General features: G+C 34.3%; 19 protein-coding genes and 1 tRNA gene. 8 read left to right on the top strand and 12 right to left on the bottom strand.

Annotation, left to right across the window (positions count from 1 at the left end; all coding sequences use genetic code 11):
* Positions 1-4: 4 nt before the first annotated feature.
* The gene (locus OOK97_RS01710) at positions 5-1,849 is read left to right on the top strand and encodes a peptidoglycan D,D-transpeptidase FtsI family protein (protein WP_264705482.1); all 1,845 of its coding nucleotides are present in this window, start codon (positions 5-7) and stop codon (positions 1,847-1,849) included.
* Positions 1,850-1,851: 2 nt separating this feature from the next.
* Here OOK97_RS01710 and OOK97_RS01705 read toward each other — a convergent pair whose 3' ends face one another.
* Both OOK97_RS01705 and elbB read right to left on the bottom strand, forming a co-directional pair.
* Positions 1,852-2,160 carry a hypothetical protein gene (locus tag OOK97_RS01705; RefSeq protein ID WP_264705481.1) on the bottom strand — a complete coding sequence of 103 codons (309 nt, stop codon included), beginning with the start codon at positions 2,158-2,160 and terminating at the stop codon, positions 1,852-1,854.
* Positions 2,161-2,306: 146 nt separating this feature from the next.
* Positions 2,307-3,014, bottom strand: coding sequence for an isoprenoid biosynthesis glyoxalase ElbB (gene elbB, locus OOK97_RS01700; RefSeq protein ID WP_264705480.1), 708 nt, complete (start codon positions 3,012-3,014; stop codon positions 2,307-2,309).
* 136 nt (positions 3,015-3,150) lie between these two features.
* On the opposite strand from elbB, the gene OOK97_RS01695 reads away from it, so the two are divergent.
* Complete coding sequence (locus OOK97_RS01695) at positions 3,151-4,185, top strand: hypothetical protein (RefSeq protein WP_264705478.1); 1,035 nt, start codon at positions 3,151-3,153, stop codon at positions 4,183-4,185.
* A gap of 44 nt (positions 4,186-4,229) precedes the next feature.
* Here the strand turns inward: OOK97_RS01695 and OOK97_RS01690 are convergent, their stop codons facing one another.
* The 4 genes from OOK97_RS01690 to OOK97_RS01675 form a co-directional block, all read right to left on the bottom strand.
* Positions 4,230-4,781 carry a 5-formyltetrahydrofolate cyclo-ligase gene (locus OOK97_RS01690; protein ID WP_264705477.1) on the bottom strand — a complete coding sequence of 184 codons (552 nt, stop codon included), beginning with the start codon at positions 4,779-4,781 and terminating at the stop codon, positions 4,230-4,232.
* Positions 4,765-5,385: a ferredoxin reductase domain-containing protein gene (locus OOK97_RS01685; RefSeq protein WP_006279429.1), complete on the bottom strand. Its 621-nt coding sequence runs from the start codon at positions 5,383-5,385 to the stop codon at positions 4,765-4,767. The genes OOK97_RS01690 and OOK97_RS01685 overlap by 17 nt, the downstream gene beginning before the upstream one ends.
* A 97-nt stretch (positions 5,386-5,482) precedes the next feature.
* Positions 5,483-6,628, bottom strand: a complete 1,146-nt coding sequence (locus OOK97_RS01680) for a SurA N-terminal domain-containing protein (protein WP_182309700.1) — start codon at positions 6,626-6,628, stop codon at positions 5,483-5,485.
* 184 nt (positions 6,629-6,812) lie between these two features.
* A tRNA-Ser gene (locus OOK97_RS01675) sits at positions 6,813-6,903 on the bottom strand.
* 199 nt (positions 6,904-7,102) lie between these two features.
* Between OOK97_RS01675 and OOK97_RS01670 the strand changes: the two genes are divergently transcribed.
* Positions 7,103-7,231: a hypothetical protein gene (locus OOK97_RS01670; protein WP_256437680.1), complete on the top strand. Its 129-nt coding sequence runs from the start codon at positions 7,103-7,105 to the stop codon at positions 7,229-7,231.
* A gap of 71 nt (positions 7,232-7,302) precedes the next feature.
* Here the strand turns inward: OOK97_RS01670 and ppa are convergent, their stop codons facing one another.
* Positions 7,303-7,809: an inorganic diphosphatase gene (ppa, locus tag OOK97_RS01665; protein WP_010082061.1), complete on the bottom strand. Its 507-nt coding sequence runs from the start codon at positions 7,807-7,809 to the stop codon at positions 7,303-7,305.
* A gap of 59 nt (positions 7,810-7,868) precedes the next feature.
* Entirely contained in the window at positions 7,869-9,086 is a 1,218-nt protein-coding gene (locus OOK97_RS01660) for a WD1261 family protein (protein ID WP_264705476.1), read from the bottom strand.
* A 156-nt stretch (positions 9,087-9,242) separates the two neighbouring features.
* On the opposite strand from OOK97_RS01660, the gene OOK97_RS01655 reads away from it, so the two are divergent.
* A complete protein-coding gene (locus tag OOK97_RS01655; protein ID WP_264705475.1) occupies positions 9,243-9,398 on the top strand; it encodes a hypothetical protein in 156 nt (51 codons plus the stop codon).
* 465 nt (positions 9,399-9,863) lie between these two features.
* Here OOK97_RS01655 and mnmA read toward each other — a convergent pair whose 3' ends face one another.
* The 3 genes from mnmA to OOK97_RS01640 form a co-directional block, all read right to left on the bottom strand.
* A complete protein-coding gene (gene mnmA / locus OOK97_RS01650) occupies positions 9,864-10,976 on the bottom strand; it encodes a tRNA 2-thiouridine(34) synthase MnmA (RefSeq protein ID WP_264705474.1) in 1,113 nt (370 codons plus the stop codon).
* 202 nt (positions 10,977-11,178) lie between these two features.
* Positions 11,179-12,255 carry a rod shape-determining protein gene (locus OOK97_RS01645; RefSeq protein ID WP_209473299.1) on the bottom strand — a complete coding sequence of 359 codons (1,077 nt, stop codon included), beginning with the start codon at positions 12,253-12,255 and terminating at the stop codon, positions 11,179-11,181.
* A 23-nt stretch (positions 12,256-12,278) separates the two neighbouring features.
* Positions 12,279-13,697, bottom strand: coding sequence for a gluzincin family metallopeptidase (locus OOK97_RS01640; protein WP_264705473.1), 1,419 nt, complete (start codon positions 13,695-13,697; stop codon positions 12,279-12,281).
* A gap of 275 nt (positions 13,698-13,972) precedes the next feature.
* On the opposite strand from OOK97_RS01640, the gene OOK97_RS01635 reads away from it, so the two are divergent.
* From OOK97_RS01635 to OOK97_RS01620, 4 genes are all read left to right on the top strand, one after another.
* On the top strand, positions 13,973-14,452 hold the full coding sequence (locus tag OOK97_RS01635) for an OmpA family protein (RefSeq protein ID WP_010081889.1): 480 nt from the start codon (positions 13,973-13,975) through the stop codon (positions 14,450-14,452).
* Between the two features lie 182 nt (positions 14,453-14,634).
* Entirely contained in the window at positions 14,635-15,930 is a 1,296-nt protein-coding gene (gene tilS, locus OOK97_RS01630) for a tRNA lysidine(34) synthetase TilS (RefSeq protein WP_264705472.1), read from the top strand.
* A gap of 12 nt (positions 15,931-15,942) precedes the next feature.
* Entirely contained in the window at positions 15,943-17,781 is a 1,839-nt protein-coding gene (gene ftsH / locus OOK97_RS01625) for an ATP-dependent zinc metalloprotease FtsH (protein ID WP_264705471.1), read from the top strand.
* Between the two features lie 154 nt (positions 17,782-17,935).
* Positions 17,936-18,604 (top strand): hypothetical protein, encoded by a 669-nt coding sequence (locus OOK97_RS01620; RefSeq protein WP_010081999.1) that lies wholly within the window; start codon positions 17,936-17,938, stop codon positions 18,602-18,604.
* Here OOK97_RS01620 and tmk read toward each other — a convergent pair.
* Positions 18,597-19,187: a dTMP kinase gene (gene tmk, locus OOK97_RS01615; protein WP_264705470.1), complete on the bottom strand. Its 591-nt coding sequence runs from the start codon at positions 19,185-19,187 to the stop codon at positions 18,597-18,599. The genes OOK97_RS01620 and tmk overlap by 8 nt on opposite strands.
* Positions 19,188-19,194 lie beyond the last annotated feature (7 nt).

Raw genomic sequence — 19,194 nt, 5'->3', positions numbered from 1 at the left:
AAATATGCAAGCATTACTTAAAAATAAGCTCCGCTCACTGTGTTTTATAGTACCATTATTTATATTTTATATAATAATTATTTTTCGCATATTCTCTTTAACATTTGATCAACCTACTACTTCAGAAAATTTTAGAAAAGATAATATAGTACATAAACAACCTGATATTTTAGATAGAAATGGAGTGGTAATAGCAACAAATGTGCCCACAACATCACTATATATAGATGCAACCAAAGTAAAGAATCCGGAAAGTATAGCAGCACAACTGTGTTCTACTTTGCATGACCTCGAATACAAGAACTTATATAGAGTACTTACTTCAGAAAAGAAATTTGCTTGGATAAAGCGGCACTTGACTCCAAAAGAATTACTAGCGATCAAAAACGCTGGTGTACCAGGAGTAAATTTTTATGACGACATAAAGCGTATATATCCTCACAGTAATTTATTTTCACACGTGCTTGGTTATACTGACATAGATGGCAACGGTATTGCAGGAGTTGAGGCATATATAAGTAAAAACAAACAACATTCTGTTATCCAAGTACCTGATATACAGTTGTATGAATGTTGCAACTTGAAAGCAATTCCTGCACAGCAATTCCCCACACAACAGATGGTGTCATCCCAGTGCGTGACACTGGGATCCAGATATAAAAATACTGACAAATTACGTGATGAACAACGGATTCCAGAAACATATGTCAAAAACAATGTTTGTGATGAAATTGCGCATAAAACTGGATTCCAGTGTCAGTGCACTGGAATGACACCAGACCAAGCTTCTGCACAATCTTCTGTCATCCGACAGGGATGGTCACGCTCTGCTGATCAATATGTTCAACTATCCTTAGATACACGAGTGCAAAGCATAGTGCATGAAGAGCTAACTAAAGCTGTAAGCAGATATCAGGCACTTGGCGGAGTAGGAATTGTTTTAAATGTGAGAAATAGTGAAGTCATCTCGATGGTCAGCCTACCTGATTTTAATCCCAACTTACAGAATAAGGCAGAAGACGTACAAAAGTTTAATCGCGCCAGTCTTGGGGTATATGAGATGGGGTCGGTATTAAAATACTTTACAATAGCCGCAGCGCTTGATGCGAACGCTACAAAAACTAGCGATTTATATGACGTATCAACACCAATCACCATTGGAAAGTATAAAATTCAGGATTTTCATAAATCTAAAATTCCAAAAATTACTGTGCAAGATATATTTGTAAAATCATCCAACATTGGTGCAGCAAAAATTGCAGTCAAACTAGGTATTGAAAAACAGGTAGAATACTTTAAAGCTATGAAGCTATTTTCTCCTTTGAAAATAGAAATACCAGAAAAATCCACACCGATAATCCCGGATAAATGGAGTGAAAACACTTTAATAACAGCATCTTATGGTTATGGCATAGCTGTAACTCCTATACATCTTGCACAAACTGCAGCAGCATTAATCAACAATGGGATATTTCATAACGCAACCTTGATGTTGAATAAAAGAAGTATAGGAGAGCAAATTATCTCAAGAAGAACTTCCAGGGAAATGAGAAAATTATTACGTGCAGCAGTAACAGATGGCACTGGCAGAAAAGCAAAAATAAAGGCATATTCAATAGGAGGAAAAACTGGATCGGCGGAAAAAGTTGTAGATGGTAAATATAGCAAAGATGCAAACATAGCATCATTTATAGGAGTGCTAACTATGCTTGACCCAAGGTACATAGTGCTAATTGCTATTGATGAGCCTCAAGGGATGCACCATACCGGGGGAATAATTGCTGCGCCTATAGTAAAGAACATTATAAATAGAATAGCGCCTATACTAAATGTTACACCTGAGATGTAAAATTATGATTGCTTTACTACAACTTCAAATTTATCATCACCAAAATCCTTATTAATATACCAAGAACCATTATCTTTAGTTACAAATTCAAGACCTTTAAGGTCTTTTTTTATTGTCTTTCCATTTTGACCATCAATAGCGATATTAATATCGAATGTAATAATGTCTAGATTTATCATAGCTTCTTTCCCGCTGCACGAATTTAGACTGAACTTGCCTAACATGACATCATTAAAACTCACTTCCCCTGTATAGACATCACACTGACCGTCCACACAACACGTAGCTTCAATATAGAAAAGGTCTGACATATAAAACACCTTACGTTTATAAAAAAAGAGCTAAAGCCCTACGCCATATCGTTATAGTCAGTAAACCTAGAGCACTTTAGCTATAATACAGCTAAGAATGTAAAATTCAACAGTTAATTGTGTAAGGAAGTCTAAATTACTATATCTTAGAGGAATGGCTGTTTAGTTTTTTTGTTAATCTTTTTTACCATGCTGTCAATCATATGCTTTATCCCTTGATATACAGAGTATGTACTTTCGTCGCTACGCATATAAGCAGAACAGGAAAATACATTATGTTCTTCGTCTTCTATTGATAACTCTGTATCGCATTTTATGTGCTCGCCGCCAAGCCTTTCTATCAACTGTTCTCTGTCATCTCCTATAGTTACCTTAACCTTACTTTCTTCTTTACCTATCTTGTTACTTAAAATTGAAACAATGATGGCTGGAGATATGCATATCGCTCCTATTGGCTTTTTTGTAACAAAAAATTCTGAAACTAATCTTTCAAATTCAGGCATTACTGTCACCATGTCTTTATTTTCAGCTAAGTCAGACAAATTTTTTGCAACCCCATATCCACCAGGTACAACTAGCATGTCAAAATTTTCAGCTTTGGCTTCTTTTAAGTCATATATTTCGCCTCTTGCGATTCTTGCTGCTTCCACAAGTACATTCCTTTTTTCTTTCACTGCCTCCTTTGTTTTATGATTCATAACTTGTGTGATATTGATGTCAGGTGCAAAGCATTTAACATCCACTTCCTGCTGATCAAGCACAAGCAAACTTAAAACCGCTTCTCTTACCTCTGCACCGTCAAGGTGACCACACCCTGATAAGACCACAGCAGCTTTTAATTTTTTTTCACCCATAAAGTACCTTGATTTCATACAATCTAGATATTTTAATACAAATTCTATATTTGGAAAGGGGTATGTTATATCAATTATAATATAATTAATGATTAGTATGTATAATTAGGCATATTTATAATCAACGAAGCTGAATATGGAATCTAGCAATAGTATGTTTTTTGACACTGACTATCCAGAACTAAGAAAAGCTATTTCAGATATAATAGAAAGTATTGCACAATCCTCACAAGAGGGGAAAAAAGAGTTATTTACAACCCTATCAGAACAAGTTAAAGAGATGAACCTCAAAGATTTAGGTTTAGCGATTAATGACCAAGGCTTGCAAAAGGAGGTAAATAAAGAATTATTTATAAAACTCATTGAAGAAGCACTTAAAGGTTTAACTTCTGAAAATGTTGACTCAAAAATAATAGAAGAGGCGTTAAAATCTGTTAATCAGCAAGCAATAAGTAATGTTATAAATAATAATAAAGGTCCACTGGACAATCTAGTCAATTATTTTAAATCAGCATCTGCAAATAAAAAAATTGGAATAGCTTCTGCCGTAATGGTATTAGGAGCAGCATTTTCTCCACTTATTGTGCTTGCTACATTAATAGCACTTGTAGGTATTGGAGCACGTTATGCAGGAATAGGTATAGTAAAGGCAGGTGAAAAAATAAAAGAAGGAGTGATTGAAGCAGGAAAAACAGTAGAAAGTTCACGTAAAGATTTAATAGATAAGCTGCCTAGGCTTACACAAAGAGAGAATAATTTTGATAGATTATATAAGGAATTGACTCAACTCATTGTAGACTCTTCTGAGTTAGAAGAAAATAAAATAAAAGACGCTAAGGATAAGATTAGGGTAACAAAAATGCTCCGAAGTAAAGAGCAACTAGCAGCTATAAAGGGGTTAATAAGTGATGGAGTTATTAAAAATTTTTCAGAAGATAATATGAGCAGACTTCTGGAAAAGGGCCTCAGTACTCATGAAGAGGATGATATGCAGAAATTGCTAGATTTGATGAAAGATTTTCAACCTGCAATTATGGCCAGTGGTAATAATAAAATAGAGAAAGTGGAAAAAATAGTTGATGATAAAGTTAAAGAAATGAAGCCAAATTCTCACTTAGGTATTTCAAGTGCTGCACGAGTTAGTGAAGGAGGAATCACAGGACCAAGTTGATGCATTTTTTTACGCAAAAATTACTATCAGAAAGTGGGGTTACGCTACTCCTTTTTATCCACTTTTTTGAGCAATCCACTTCCACATCTAACACACATCTCAGTGATTATAATATCCAATTTTTGATCATGTTTTTCTACAGGTAAATCTTTACAATATTGTTTCTCATAGGCTACACCTATAAATATTTTTCCAAGCGGCCGTAATTTTTTTATCATTGTATCATACCAACCACCGCCAAAACCTAATCTATTAAAATGATCATCAAAAGCAACAACAGGAGTAATGATTGTGTCGGGAATTACATCTTCATTTGTTTCGTTCCATTCCTCAAATTTTAGTAACTTATTTTTATTAGGAATTGCTACTTTATAATCTAAATCGAGTAAACTATGCATCAAAGGCACAACATCTATTTCCTCATCCATTGGAATGTAAGCTGCTATTGTTTTGCCTTTAACGTAGCTTAAGTTCTGATTAAAGAGATTAATAAGGGAATTTGCCGCATAACTGGAATAACTTTCATCAATATCTTTTCTTATAGCTCTATATTGCTCTCTTATTTCCTTTTTGTGCTGTTTAATATCTTTGAACATGATCTATCCATTTTGCAGTAAGTTTTTCTTGTAAACTATTTTGCTTCAAGCGCTCACTTAAAAAGTCAAAGTCAACACACCCCATATCCTGGTCTTGATTACTGCAACTATAAACAAAACTCCTTTCTCCTGTTTTCGCATTTATATGTTGCTGCACACACTGAGCGCAGATTTCTTTCATCATACACTGCATAGGAGAATTAACTGATGATATCGCTATGTGGCCTGATTTCAGATATGGCTTTAAAATTGTTTTTCTAGCTTCATTCACAGCTTTCATCATTTTGTCAGAACCAATAGTGATAATTTTATCTATAACGTTCAAATTAATACCTAATCTTCCTTGTTGATAAGAGACTATTGCATCAACTATATTACCATGAAAGGATTTATCTTGATCTCTGCTTGTTTCTATCAATCCTTCTTCACATGCCCAAACTACTGCATTTGATGCACGCTCTATCAGTGCTCGTTTAAATACATCACTTAACTTCTTATAGCCAGCAAAGTACAAAACCTTGTTATTATTTTCAAGACATGCCTTCCCTATCGAAAATAACACTGCATTTCCAACTCCACCACCAATTAGCATTATATTCTTCATGTGCTATTTTAACTGCATTTGTTCAAATTTTTTGAAATTTTATAGAACAAAGTAATTTATATAGTTCTATACACAAAGACAAGGACACTCTCTGACTTCAACTATACCGATAACTGATAGCTGCATTTTTACGCATATCATCTAATAACAAGTTGCTTTGTATCATAATCTTTTGTTGGTACATTTTCTGTTTGATTGCTTCTATACCCGCTACATTACTCTTGATATCACACAACATCATCAACTTTGCAGTGCCATTTTCTCTCAATTCTACTATTTCATTCACACTTGTTTTACTAAATAAAATCTGTAAATCAGGATTTAAATCTCGCATTTTTATTTCAAATTCTTTTGCGTTTGGCAGCTTAAAATTATCTGCCAATTTATCAAAATTTAAACAACTGACCTTTTGCTCCTTGAGATTATCTAATAAACTTTCTGAACCTTCAACCACAATCTGTTTTAATTTTAAAGTGCTTTCCAGCAGTGCATGATTAAGTTGTACTTTATCTATTACTTTTATAACGGAGTAACCTTCACTGAAACTGAATGGACCTGCTATGTCGCTGGTTTCTAATCCTTCTAAAACGCTCTTGAGTTTTCCTTTTAGCTGACTTAAATTAACTGTTGCTTTACGCATCTTTATTGGAGATTCTGGGTTATTACTGTTGCGTAATTTTTTTACTAAATCTTCAGCTATACCATAAACGTCCTTGTCTTTTTGATCAGGAATTATAAACTCTTGGAACGTGATAAGATAATCCGGCTTTTCTGTTTGCCTTTTTACATCATCTACTTCTTTATCGCTTATATTAATAAATGGCACAATTCTTACTTCAATAATTTTGCTCCACAGTAACTGACATTTTATTTGTTTTCTTAAAATACCAAGATCTATATTATGCTTCTCTATGTATTGATCAACTTCATTAGCCTTAAGTTTAAAACTTTGGGTTAAAAATAACATAATAGCATTATCTAACTCCTCGTTGCTCAATTTTATATTCAGCCTCTGTGCTTCATTGATAATGATAATTTCGTCTATTAGCTCCCTAAGCACTTGAGGCTTTGCTTCTTTTTGATTAACACTTTGAGTGCCAAACAATGAATTTATAAAGTTGATGCGTTTTTCGATATCTAAATTTGAAATTGGTTCACCATTTACATCTGCAACAATTTCAATCTCGGTTGCAAGCAACCTAAGTGGCAACACTATCAACAGTAAAATTAGTATTTTATACATACAAGTAAAGTTGTTTAGTTAATAACCAATTCTATAATAAATACTGAGTCAATGCTAGCCAACTTTTTAATAGTGATCTCAGTGACAATGGAAATAAAAACCATTGCAACAAAATCAGGTACGCTGGTAAATAGGCTAAAAACATGCTAATATAGCGAATTTAAACCGTGCTAAAAACAGTATACGGAAGGAGAGGGATTCGAACCCTCGATACGACTTTTGGGTCGTATAACGGTTTAGCAAACCGCCGCCTTCAGCCGCTCGGCCACCCTTCCAAATTTAGAACCTAAAGATTATATAATACCAAGACCTCTACCACCTGTCTAATGCTTTTAATTGCAATATTTGTATCTGTTCAGATGCATGGCTAATGCTGAAACAAAAATTCCAGTGCTCCCTTTCTTGTCATCCCAGTGCCCAGACACTGGGATCCAGGATTTTGATTAGCACTAAGTTGGTGAGCATATAAGTGTTATGTTAAAATATAACGTTTTTACGGAAAGTCTGGATCCCAGTGTCACGCACTGGAATGACATCGTTTACTATGTGCCATATTGCAATGTTCGTACAGTTGTGCGCGGTATAGATTCCGCTAACAAGTAGCGGAATGACGAATTTGTTGTTTTTCAAATTGTGGGCAAACCTAAGCCACTTTAGCTATAAATCAATAAAAACTAATTTCTGCTTTTTTCAATGATTTTCTTTGCTTCTTCCACACCAACCCATTCTCCAACTGCCACCGTTTTTCCCTTTTCTAGATCTTTATAATGAGAAAAGAAATGAGTAATTTTATCTAGTAGGCTTTTAGATAAGTCAGAATAGTCCTTTATATTGTCATAATAGCTATCAACACTGGAAACAGGCACAGCTAATATTTTCTCATCTTCTCCTTTTTCATCTTTAGTGAGTAATGCGCCTATCGGACGCACCGATATTAAAACACTAGATGCTAAGGGAAACTGAGTTAGCACCAAAACATCCACAGGATCACCATCACCTGCGCAGGTATTTGGTACAAACCCATAATTGCAAGGATAAGTCATTGAGGTAGATAAAAATCTGTCAACTTGTAACAACCTAAACTCTTTATTAAATTCATACTTTACAGGCTCAGCATTCGCACTTATTTCAATTACCACATTCACCGCATTTGGTCCTGCTGTTATTTTACTTAAATCCATAAATTACCTCTTAACTTAAGAATAAGCATTATACAATATATGCTTTTAAGTTGCTACATTTATGTAATTCTAAACTTATTTTGCACGGGCTGTCCTAAATTTTCATTCGTCATCTTATTGACTGTTGAAAGTGGTGATTCCTGTGATAATTGAAATAAAGCATATACTATTACGATAGTAAGCACTGCAGCAATTACTAGATTAGCAAAATTATCCTGTGGTAGGACACCTTTTATTGGATTAAATAATTTTTGCTCCATAAAGAAATAATCAGCAACATATAACCCAACAGATAATACAAACATACCTAAAATAAGTTTACAGACTGTGTTTTTATGGTCTTTTTCTTTTTTCTTACTGATGATAAGATTTGGCCTACATTCGTTCTCTTCTGGCAACACTGAATTATTCTCAGGGCTTGTTACTAATTGTTCAAATTCATCACTATTCTGGCTTTTTAACAGTTGTTCCAGGGTGTTTTTTGTATTTATAGGACATATTGATCCATCCATTTTTAATCCTTTCTCTTGTCGATCTACATCCTCATGGTCGATTGTATATTTATCTCTACTTGATAATCCGATCATGTGTAGTTTGCTAGCTAAGAATATTGTATATTGCGTTATTAACAGATTCTCATGTAACTCTAGTACTTTTCTTTTTACTATTTTATCAGGTGACAAAGGTTTTTTATAACTACCTCCAAGAGAATATAATAGAGAAAACAATAAAGCCACATCTTTATCTACCTTTATATCTTGATGAATAGAATAGTAACAGTCGATAACAAATTTATTAAAAAAAAATTTTTTATCAGATTTTTCATTTAATAATTTTTTAACGTCAGTAAGCACTTTATCTTCAAAATCTTCTTCTGTTTTAAATATTGGTTCTCTCTTTGGGTTTGCCAAGACGTTAAGTAAATCTAATTTACTTCCATCTACTACTTCATTTATATCTTGATTTAGCCCAGACTCTTCAACAACTTTATATATTCGATTAATAACATCCTCAGTACTTAGTTCATTATTTTCACTAAGTATCTTATAAGCTTGAGCATAGATTAAAAACAGCCCTTGTAGACTAAATTTTAAGTTAAAATATTTATCTAATGGTTCCTCTTTTTTTCTAATGAATGCAGACAAACCAAAATGATTTCTGCGGTCCATACTACGATCTAAGTCAGCATGTTGAAAGCCACCTAAAAAAATAAACAAAGTCTCTAATAAATTACCCTTACCAACAATTTTTATTAGTTCTTCAATTTCTTTTATCATTGCTGAAACCTATAATGTTCTACTTTATAGTATAAGCGATATAGGGTAAAATAGCAATAAATGTTATTAGACTTCTTGCATAACCCAAACTAAGTAGAAAAAGGTATAGCTATACCGCCGCGGCACTAACAAGAGATCCCGCTAACACGCAGCGGGATGACGAGACTTATCTTTATGCCGCCGCGAACCGTCATACCGCGATTCATTCGCGGTATCTCTAGATCCCGCTGGGATGACGGTTGTCGTTTAGCTACAAACATTAAGAAATTTACCAAACAAAAAAAAGGCAAAAGAAGCCCCGTGGTTGGCTAATTACTTACATTATACTTTCAAGTATGGCGTTTTTTTATTCTAAACACTTAATAACCGCGATTTAGCTGCTTTTAAGCCGCAACTAATCTAAATTATAAACGTTAAGAAATTTACTAAACAGAAAAAAAGGCAAAAGAAACCCTAGGGTAGCTAGTTATTCACTATCCATTTTTTAAGTTGGCGTTTTTTAATGTTTTAAATGCTTTATAAGCGTATTTCAGCTTGTGTAGGTAAAAACCCAGAAATTTGATAAAGACATAGAGTGCACATAGTGCAAAAAATTAAACATGAGACGCCAGATACGTGAGTTTTTTTGTCATTTAATCTGTACAGAGAAGATAAATAAATAGCTTCAGTTTCATGATAAGGGGGCTGGCGAGGTTTGTCAAGGAAGTTTTTTCGTTTCTGTTATATGGTTATGCAAGAAGTCTATTGTATGTTTACACTCTGCATTAAAGCTTTTAGTTAAGAGCATATCCATCCACCGCCGATAACTTGCTCATCTTTATACGCTACACAGGCTTGACCTGGACTGATGCCAAAGTAATCGTCGTTTAAAATGACACAGGCTTTATTTTTTTCGTCAGTTGAATGTATTGTTGCTAAACTTCCCGCATGTGATGATCTCAGCTTCACAGTTACTTCCATACCTTCCTTTGGTTGTTCTAACCAATTTAACTCCTTGATCAATATTTTTTTTTGCATTAATACGTTGATCGGACCTACTATAACCTCATTATTTTCTGTATTAATTTTTATCACATAAAGAGGTTCATTGTGTGCGATACCCAAGCCCTTTCTTTGCCCCACTGTAAAATTTACTATGCCACTGTGCTCGCCTAGCACTTTTCCATTAACATCCACTATTTTACCTTTCTGTACAGATTGTGGAGCTAATTTAGCTATTGTTTTACTATAGCTTTCGGAAACAAAGCATATATCTTGACTGTCCGGCTTTTCAGAAATTTGTAAACTGAAATATTTTGCTAATTTTCTTATATCACTTTTATAGAACCCACCTAGCGGAAATCGCAAAAGCTTTAACTGCTCTTGAGTTGTAGCAAACAAAAAATAACTTTGATCTTTACTTTTATCAATACTTCTGCACAACTTTACCTCACCATTTTTTTCTAACCTTCTCACGTAATGTCCTGTTACGAGCACATCCGCACCAAGATTTTTTGTAACTTGCAATAGATCACGAAATTTTACCGTTTGGTTACATCTCACGCATGGTATGGGAGTTTCCCCACGCATATAGGTACTCGCAAAATCCTCTATTACTTCCTTTTTGAATATTTCCTCATAGTTTAAAATATAGTGAGGAAAGCCAACACTTTCAGCTACACGCTTAGCGTCATAAATATCCTGTCCAGCGCAGCATGCACCCTTTCTTGCGTTAGCATTACCGTCAGTGCCATAGAGTTGAAGAGTCACACCTATCACCTGGTACCCAAGGTTATGTAGCAGTGCTGCAGCAACCGAGCTATCAACTCCCCCGGACATTGCAACAATAGCCTTGGTCTGGTGCGGAGCTTTATCTTTTAGCAGAGGTTCAATTTCAAATTCTTTTAGCATAATCGCCTTAATTTATAAACACAAACTTGGTGTCATGCAAGTAGCTGACACTGGAATCTAGTTTCTATTACACAATTTCATCGAAACAGCATACTTGTTTATAGTCAATTTTTCTGGATCCCAGTGTTGGCTACTTGGATGACATCTTTATGCTTGAGGTAAAATTTGCTATAAAATTCGATGAACTACCTTTAAAAATAATTTAATCCTGCTTAAATAAAACATGGCCAAAATAATCCATGTTTTCAAGCACTTTTCCGCTACCCAGAGCAACACAACAAAGTGGGTCATCTGCAACACGAACTGGTAGTTTTGTTGTTTCACTGATAACTTTGCCCAAGTTACGCAATAATCCGCCGCCACCGGATAAAATTATTCCTTTATCGACTATATCAGAAGAAAGTTCAGGTGGAGTGCTCTCCAGTGCAGTCCTAATAGCAGAAATTATCTGATGTACAGGCTCTATTAAACTCTCTGCAACTTGGTATTCTGATAAAAGCATTTCTTTTGGCATGCCACTCACTAAATCCCTGCCTTTAATTATCATTCCCTCTTTGTTATTTTCACCTGGCAGACTGGCTGAACCTATGCTTTTCTTAATTTTCTCAGCGGTTGTTTCACCGATTAATAACTTATGATTTTCACGAATATATGATTTTATTGCTTCATCCATAATATCGCCACCTACTCTGGCAGAACGTGAATAAACAATTCCGCCTAAAGAAATAATTGCAACTTCAGTTGTACCGCCTCCTATATCAACAATCATAGAACCCTCAGGTTCAGTAACCGGGAGCCCAGCTCCGATTGCTGCAGCCATTGGTTCTTCAATTAAAAATACTTCATTTGCACCAGCACTTTCTGCTGCATCTTGTATAGCACGCCTTTCAACTGGCGTGGATCCAGATGGAACGCATATGATAATATTAGGTTTATTAACAGTGAATTTTGTGTTTGCACTGCGTATGAAATATTTTAGCATTTCTTCCGCACTTTTAAAATCAGCAATAACTCCATCCTTTAAGGGCCTTATCGCCTCTATTTCTCCAGGCGTTTTCCCAAGCATCATTTTAGCTTTTTTACCAAAAGCATAAGGAACGTAACTTCCTTTTTCTTTTATTCTTGCTACAACTGAAGGCTCATCAAGCACTATTCCCTGATTTTTCTGATAAACTAAAGTGTTTGCAGTACCAAGGTCTATAGCAATATCGCTAGCAAACAAACCTTTGAAAGTAAAAAGGCTATAAAACTTTCCGGTTAATTTTCGAACAAAATTCATACATAACTCAAGAAAACCATTTATTAAGACAAATTATACTTTTCAGATAAGTAGTAAGTAACACACTCAACGTCTAAACCCTTACCTGTTACTTTTTTTAGCAGTTCCAGGCCACACTTTGCACTGTATACATTTTGAGATAACCAACTGATAAGTAAACTAAAATCTCCTTTTATTATAGCACTTAATGATTCGTAATGATTCTTTTTAACGAAAGAGAAAATCTGCACAGCAGCAATTAAAGCAATAATTTTTATAGGAAAGTAGCCCATAACACCGCTTGCCCAATATTCATCTTGAAAATAAGTGTTTAGCTCATTTTTAGCTTTTACTGGAATTTTATAGTGCTTCATACCTTCGAACCACGCATCATGCAGGTCTTTGACTTCCAATGTGCCATTTATTATATCTTGTTCTAACTTAGTTCTCAACATAATATGAGCTAACAGACTAAATTCATCTGCATTTTTTAAAAAAGAAGAAAGGTTTATTTCATTGAAAACCAAGTGCAAATTTTCAACACTGCTATTAGTTTTGCCTTTTATAGCAAACTTCTCTTTTATGTGTGGTTGAATAAACTCAATAAATTCTCTGGATGTTCCAATCATCCTTTCCATGAATAACCCTTGAGTTTCATACATAACATGTCTCGTAATTGGACTACTTATAGAATTTTGCGCTAAACATTTTTGATAAATTGCATAACCACTATGCCGTAAAAGTGAAAATAAACCATAACAAAAATCAGATTCATCATAATCTATAGGGTAGTAATAAGAAGTACGAATCTCATTTAGTGCAATACCCATTTGCTGTAAACATAATGAGCCAAGTTCAATCTGTTTCTGAGTAGCAACTTTTTGTATATTAGTAACCTTATCCTTATCCTTTTTCTGCTTTTCAATTATTTTATCTACATTTTCGCTAAAAAATTTGCCTACCTTGGGGAATACTTCCCTTATATTCTTTTCTGTGATATCAGAGTCATAGTCAGCAAGCAGTGAGTCGTATTTTGAGCATTTTAATTGCTGCGATTTTATAGAAGCTACTTCGCGAATGAGTGTGATTAAATCAGTAAAACGTTCTTTTAGTTTTTCTAAGTTACTGGTTTCAGAATGAGATAGCTTCCATAAATTTTGGCATTCAACCTTAGCTTTGGATAAAGACTTTACTAAATCAATAGGAACAGCACTGTTGCTTTTATGTATTCTCTCTATTAACTTTAGCTGCTGAGTATTTGCACTTTTTTTGTTACCAAGAGCATCTGCTAATGATTCCTTTATTGCGTCATGAGAGATAATTTCATGTCTGATTTCTTCTAGAAGACTCATTTGTTCAACTTTGTCCTCTATATTCAATTGGCTTTGGTTTAGTACTTTTAGCGTATTTTCGATATTCTTTACCCTATATAATACTTCCTCTAAAAACTTATAAGATTGCATATTTGTTCATTATTTTAGAAAACATCTGTTTAATACCGTAATAGATTAATAATAAAGTTAAAAGTATATTTGCTTAAAGTACAATAAAAAATTGTACTTTTTATTCTTTTATTGGATTTTTCTACTCAGAGTCCAGCATATTATAGGAAAATTAATTGTAAGGTTGTAGAAAAAGTATTTAGTATTTTATTTCTCTTGACTATATTACAATATGGAGAGATATTAGCTACTGAAATTAAAGTTACGCACTATTTAAAATTTATGGAGGTTTAGTAATGTGGAGTAGACTGGTTATAATGTGCTGTTTTTGTTTATTACTTACTGGTGTAAGTTCTTGCCCAAAAAAAGGAGCAAATACAACAAATAAAATAAATTCTGTTGTTAAGCAGATAGGTGATAAAAGAGTTTTCTTTGGTTATGATGAATCTAGTATTGCTGAAGTAAGTGCAGATGCATTACTTGACGTAATGGAGGTGTTACAAGATAACCCTGACGCGAAGGTTACTTTAACTGGTCACACTGACAACCGTGGTTCTCATGAATATAATCTTGCGCTAGGCGCTAGAAGGGCTGATGCAGCTAAAAAATTTATGGTTAGTTGTACACCCTACATAGAAAACAGAATAAAAACTGCTTCTAAAGGTGAAACTGAGCCTTTGGTTAATGTAAAAGATGATTCTAGAAATTCTAAATATGAAAAAGAGCATGCTAAAAATCGTAGAGTGGAATTTTCATTTTCTGGAATAAAGAAATAGTTTCTTGCATTAAAACCTGGATCCCAGTGTCAAGCACTGGGATGACATAAAGAAAGGGCACTGGGGTAGACAAAAAAGGACAAACTTGTCATATTTCGTTGCTTGAGCGGGATCTATATATACCACAAATAAGTCGCGGTATGACGTAAGAGATCTGACCTATCTGGCCATCAAGAGACATAATGGAATTAGAGTTATTATTTCAAAATGTGGTTAATAGTTTTGCTTTCTATAACAATCAAGTTGCAGTTGCAGTATCAGGTGGTGTAGATAGTATAGTCTTACTGCACTTAATGACTAACTGGGCAAAAAAAAACAAGCTTTCACTTCCTATAGCATTAACAGTAAATCATGGATTACGTTCAGAGTCTCAAAAAGAAGCTGATTTTGTTGTAAGTTATGCAAAGGAACTTGGAGCAAAGGAATCGTTCATATTAAATTGGGAAAAGCAAAATATTAAAGGCAATATTCAGTTACAGGCACGAAAAGCACGGTATAAGTTACTAGCAGAGTGGTGTAAAAACAATAATGTTAAATGTTTGCTCGTCGCTCATCACAAAGATGATCAAGCAGAAACGTTCTTGTTAAGATTAGAGCGAGGTAGTGGCGTAGATGGATTATCATCAATGGACTACAAGTCTTTCCTAAATGGTATTTATATATTTAGGCCATTGTTAAATTTTAGTCGTAGTGAAATAGAAAAGTACGCTAAGCTTCACCAGTTAAAGTGGATCGAAGATAGAAGCAATCATGACTTAAAATACAGACGAACTTTATACCGCAACTTACTTAAAGCAAGTGACAATCAAGAGATTTTAACAGAGCGAATATGCCTCACAGCCCTTCATATGAAAAGAGCTGCAAAAGCGTTGATGCACTACACACGCCTTGCGTTTAATGACTGCGTTAATGTGCATGATCTTGGTTATATTGAAATTAAACTAAGTGAATTTTATCAATTGCCAGAGGAAATAGCCTTGAGGCTTCTTCTTTACTCTATAATGGCAATTGCCAGTAAACACTATAAACCAAGGTATAATAGCCTTATCGTAATATTTAATAAAATATTGCAAAAGGATAGTAATGTTAACTGTACACTTTCTGGGTGCAAAATAAGAAAGTATGGAGAAAATATCTTGATAATTAGAGAATCGTCAAAGATACAAGAAATTACCGTAAACCTACCTTTAAATGAACCTACTCAATGGGATAACAGATTTAGCTGCACAATACTCGGAAATCAAGAGTGTTCAGTTATCATCGCTCCATTAAAAAAAACACAAAAAGTTCCTGAATTTCTGAAGGATTACAACTGCTGCCCTGAAGTTTTCTATTCTTTGCCTGTAGTGCTAAAAGATGGAAAGGTGCTTGCTTATCCTGATGTAAATTATAACGAAAAAAATACCAATGACGATAAGGCTCAATGCATTATTAATAGCACGATAAAACAAAATTTGGTAAGCTTGATTAGTATTTAGTTAGAAATAGAAATGAAAAAATTTTTAGAAGGCTTATTGATCTGGTTAGTAATTATTGTTCTTATTTCAGTTGCTTATATTCAGTTCAGCGGAAATGTAGGTAAAAGTAAAACAATTATACCTTTTTCGGAATTTTTAACTAGACTAGAAGACAATGATGTAGAAAATATTGTCATAAAAAACCAGAGCATTGAAGGCAAGTTCAGAGACGGTTCAAGTTTCAATTCAAGCGGTGTCATATATAGCGACCTAATAAAAAATTTACATGATAGAAAAGTGAGATTCTCCTTTTCAACTGGAGATTCTGCCATGAACGTAATTGGTGGATTACTTATCTCATGGGTCCCAACATTTATCTTTATTGGCTTCTTGCTATTCTTTCTTAAACAAACACAAGCGGGGGGCAACAGAACTATAAGCTTTGGCAAGTCAAGGGCTAGACTTATGACTAGTGGAAAAAAAGTAACATTTGATGATGTTGCCGGAATTGATGAAGCAAAAGAGGAGCTAGTAGAAATCGTTGATTTCCTTAAACAAAGGCAAAAATTTCAAATATTAGGTGGAAAAATACCAAAAGGGTGCCTTTTAATTGGCTCTCCTGGAACTGGTAAAACTTTACTTGCTCGTGCAATTGCAGGAGAAGCTAATGTGCCATTCTTTAGTATTTCTGGATCTGATTTTGTTGAAATGTTTGTGGGTGTTGGTGCAAGTCGTGTTCGTGATATGTTTGATCAAGGCAAGAAAAATGCTCCTTGTATAATTTTTATAGATGAAATAGATGCGGTGGGTAGGCATCGTGGCATTGGTCTTGGTGGCGGCAATGATGAAAGAGAACAAACATTAAATCAGTTATTAGTTGAGATGGATGGCTTTGAGTCTAATGAAGGTGTAATAATAATTGCTGCGACTAACCGTCCGGATGTCTTAGATCCAGCACTGCTTAGACCTGGTCGTTTTGACCGACAGATTACTATTTCTTTACCCGATATAAATGGGCGTGAAAAGATATTAAATACTCATATAAAGAAAATATCAATAGCACCAGATGTAAACGTGAAAACAGTTGCAAGAGGAACACCAGGCTTTTCTGGAGCTGATTTAGCAAATTTAGTGAACGAATCTGCACTTATTGCTGCAAGAAGAAACAAGAAGATTGTTACCATGGACGATTTTGAATATGCACGTGATAAAGTGATGATGGGCGTAGAAAGACGATCCCTAATTATGACAGAAGAGGAAAAGAGACTGACTGCATACCATGAAGCTGGTCATGCGATAATTGCTGTTAATATGCCTGCTTCTGATCCTATACACAAGGCAACAATTATTCCACGCGGTAGAGCACTCGGTTTAGTTATGAGACTACCAGAAACAGATAGAGTGTCCCTCACAAGAGAAAAGATGATAGCAGATATTACTGTTGCTATGGGTGGAAGAGTGGCAGAGGAGCTAATTTTTGGCTACGATAAAGTCACAAGCGGTGCATCTTCGGATATAAAACAAGCATCTGATTTATCACGCGCTATGGTAACAAAATGGGGAATGAGTGACAAAATAGGCCCGATCTATCACAATCGCGAACAAACCATACATGGTTCTGAGATAATTTCTGAAGATACGTTAAAACTTATAGATGAAGAAGTAAAGAAAGTTGTGTCTTCTTGCTATGAAAAAGCAAAAGACATTTTGACCAAGCATAAGAAAGGCTTAGATCTCATTGCCGAAAATCTACTGGAGTTTGAAACTTTAACAGGAGATGAAATAAAGGACATATTAAATGGAAAAAAAATTGTTAGAGAGGAAAATGAGAAGAATGAGAAAATAAAAAAATCCTCTCTCTATGAGAGTTGACCTCATCTTAAAAATGCTAATCAGCTAACGCTGCAATAAAACATTCAGAATTGTAACTGTCAATATAAATTGTATTAAAATATTAATAATATTGCATTTTCATCACAATAATGCTATCATTCAGTTAGTATTAATGTTTAATGAGGTGTGAGTAATGATTGATATAGCTTCTATTGGTGTAAGTACAGTTATTGATCAGAATTATAGAAGAAAAGCACAATTATGTTTATCAGGATTATTTGTAACTGTGTCAATAGCAACTGTTACCTGGTTTATTTTCCCTGCGTCACAAAATGTATTAGCTCCGTTTTTACTTCCGGCTATGTTCTTGCTCTTCACTTTATCGATGGGTTATTACATGTTCATATTTAGTTGTGAAGAAAAATCTTTGGTAAAGAATGTTCTTGGTATGGTTGAACCGGCTGAATCGGTAAAGAGAGTGCATTGCCAAGAAAATATTAAGTCCTTATTAGCAGAAGTGAGAAGTACTACAAAAGATAGGTTTCGTAACGTGCTTGTTAATCTTTGTTTTGAAGATCGTAGTAAAGCACACAAACTTGCATTATATGTGAAAGAAATTGACGATATTGTGTCTTCAATAAAAAATAAAGACCTCTTAGACCATTTTGATCAATTTTTTACTATTACTGAAGTAAGCAATAAAAAAAATAGAAGTGAATTAATGAACCTCGCAAGGGCATATAAGATGATAAGTGAAGAAGATCCAGACAAAATACAGGATTTTTTAGCTACTCAAACAAAAAGTTATTCATATGAAATAATGCTACCTGAAATTGATAATTTTCTATCACAAGCTAGGTGATTTTATCAATAATTTCATTGTGTACGTGATTATCATTTTTTGTTTCAATTCCAGTGATAACACTGCACCTAACGGGCTCTTTTATGGCTATTTCCTGAAATCCTTTTCTGACCTTATTGTAAAAATTAACATCCATTTCTTCATATTTATTCTTGTCTTTTGCTCTATTTAACCCAACTTTAACATCAATATCTAGAATGAATGTAATATCTGGATATTTAATTTCCACTAGCTTATGTAAGTCCCTTATTAGCCCTAAGTCAACTCCAAACCCATATCCTTGATATGCAATAGTTGAATCAATAAACCGATCACAAATCACTATTTTTCCTTCTGCAAGAGCTGGTAATATTAATTTTTTCATATGTTCGTGCCTCATCGAGATAAGCAGCAAGAGTTCAGAAATAGGATCAATATTATTTGTTAACAACACTCCTCTTATCTTTTCTGCAAAATCAGTGCCGCCTGGTTCTCGAGTCGACACTACATTATTTTCGCCGTGAATTTGCTTAAAATGATTTGCAAGTAGCTTAGATTGTGTTGTTTTACCAGAGCCGTCTATTCCTTCGAAAGTTATGAACATAAGTTTT

It is taken from the genome of Wolbachia endosymbiont (group A) of Gymnosoma rotundatum (assembly GCF_947250765.1).
Taxonomy (GTDB): domain Bacteria; phylum Pseudomonadota; class Alphaproteobacteria; order Rickettsiales; family Anaplasmataceae; genus Wolbachia; species Wolbachia pipientis.
The sequence above is the reverse complement of the archived record's forward strand: the minus strand, read 5'-3'. Positions and strand labels throughout refer to the sequence as shown.

What these genes read in the sequence shown, in the direction of transcription:
- OOK97_RS01655 (WP_264705475.1), top strand. Translation starts at nt 9,243, where the DNA reads ATGACGAGACTTATCTTTATGCCGCCGCGAACCGTCATACCGCGATTC.
- OOK97_RS01640 (WP_264705473.1), bottom strand. Translation starts at nt 13,697, where the DNA reads ATGCAATCTTATAAGTTTTTAGAGGAAGTATTATATAGGGTAAAGAAT.
- OOK97_RS01695 (WP_264705478.1), top strand. Translation starts at nt 3,151, where the DNA reads ATGGAATCTAGCAATAGTATGTTTTTTGACACTGACTATCCAGAACTA.
- mnmA (WP_264705474.1), bottom strand. Translation starts at nt 10,976, where the DNA reads ATGCTAAAAGAATTTGAAATTGAACCTCTGCTAAAAGATAAAGCTCCG.
- tilS (WP_264705472.1), top strand. Translation starts at nt 14,635, where the DNA reads ATGGAATTAGAGTTATTATTTCAAAATGTGGTTAATAGTTTTGCTTTC.
- OOK97_RS01660 (WP_264705476.1), bottom strand. Translation starts at nt 9,086, where the DNA reads ATGATAAAAGAAATTGAAGAACTAATAAAAATTGTTGGTAAGGGTAAT.
- OOK97_RS01685 (WP_006279429.1), bottom strand. Translation starts at nt 5,385, where the DNA reads ATGAAGAATATAATGCTAATTGGTGGTGGAGTTGGAAATGCAGTGTTA.
- OOK97_RS01620 (WP_010081999.1), top strand. Translation starts at nt 17,936, where the DNA reads ATGATTGATATAGCTTCTATTGGTGTAAGTACAGTTATTGATCAGAAT.
- OOK97_RS01635 (WP_010081889.1), top strand. Translation starts at nt 13,973, where the DNA reads ATGTGGAGTAGACTGGTTATAATGTGCTGTTTTTGTTTATTACTTACT.
- OOK97_RS01680 (WP_182309700.1), bottom strand. Translation starts at nt 6,628, where the DNA reads ATGTATAAAATACTAATTTTACTGTTGATAGTGTTGCCACTTAGGTTG.
- OOK97_RS01645 (WP_209473299.1), bottom strand. Translation starts at nt 12,255, where the DNA reads ATGAATTTTGTTCGAAAATTAACCGGAAAGTTTTATAGCCTTTTTACT.
- elbB (WP_264705480.1), bottom strand. Translation starts at nt 3,014, where the DNA reads ATGGGTGAAAAAAAATTAAAAGCTGCTGTGGTCTTATCAGGGTGTGGT.
- OOK97_RS01690 (WP_264705477.1), bottom strand. Translation starts at nt 4,781, where the DNA reads ATGTTCAAAGATATTAAACAGCACAAAAAGGAAATAAGAGAGCAATAT.
- OOK97_RS01710 (WP_264705482.1), top strand. Translation starts at nt 5, where the DNA reads ATGCAAGCATTACTTAAAAATAAGCTCCGCTCACTGTGTTTTATAGTA.
- ftsH (WP_264705471.1), top strand. Translation starts at nt 15,943, where the DNA reads ATGAAAAAATTTTTAGAAGGCTTATTGATCTGGTTAGTAATTATTGTT.
- OOK97_RS01670 (WP_256437680.1), top strand. Translation starts at nt 7,103, where the DNA reads ATGTTAAAATATAACGTTTTTACGGAAAGTCTGGATCCCAGTGTCACG.
- ppa (WP_010082061.1), bottom strand. Translation starts at nt 7,809, where the DNA reads ATGGATTTAAGTAAAATAACAGCAGGACCAAATGCGGTGAATGTGGTA.
- tmk (WP_264705470.1), bottom strand. Translation starts at nt 19,187, where the DNA reads ATGTTCATAACTTTCGAAGGAATAGACGGCTCTGGTAAAACAACACAA.
- OOK97_RS01705 (WP_264705481.1), bottom strand. Translation starts at nt 2,160, where the DNA reads ATGTCAGACCTTTTCTATATTGAAGCTACGTGTTGTGTGGACGGTCAG.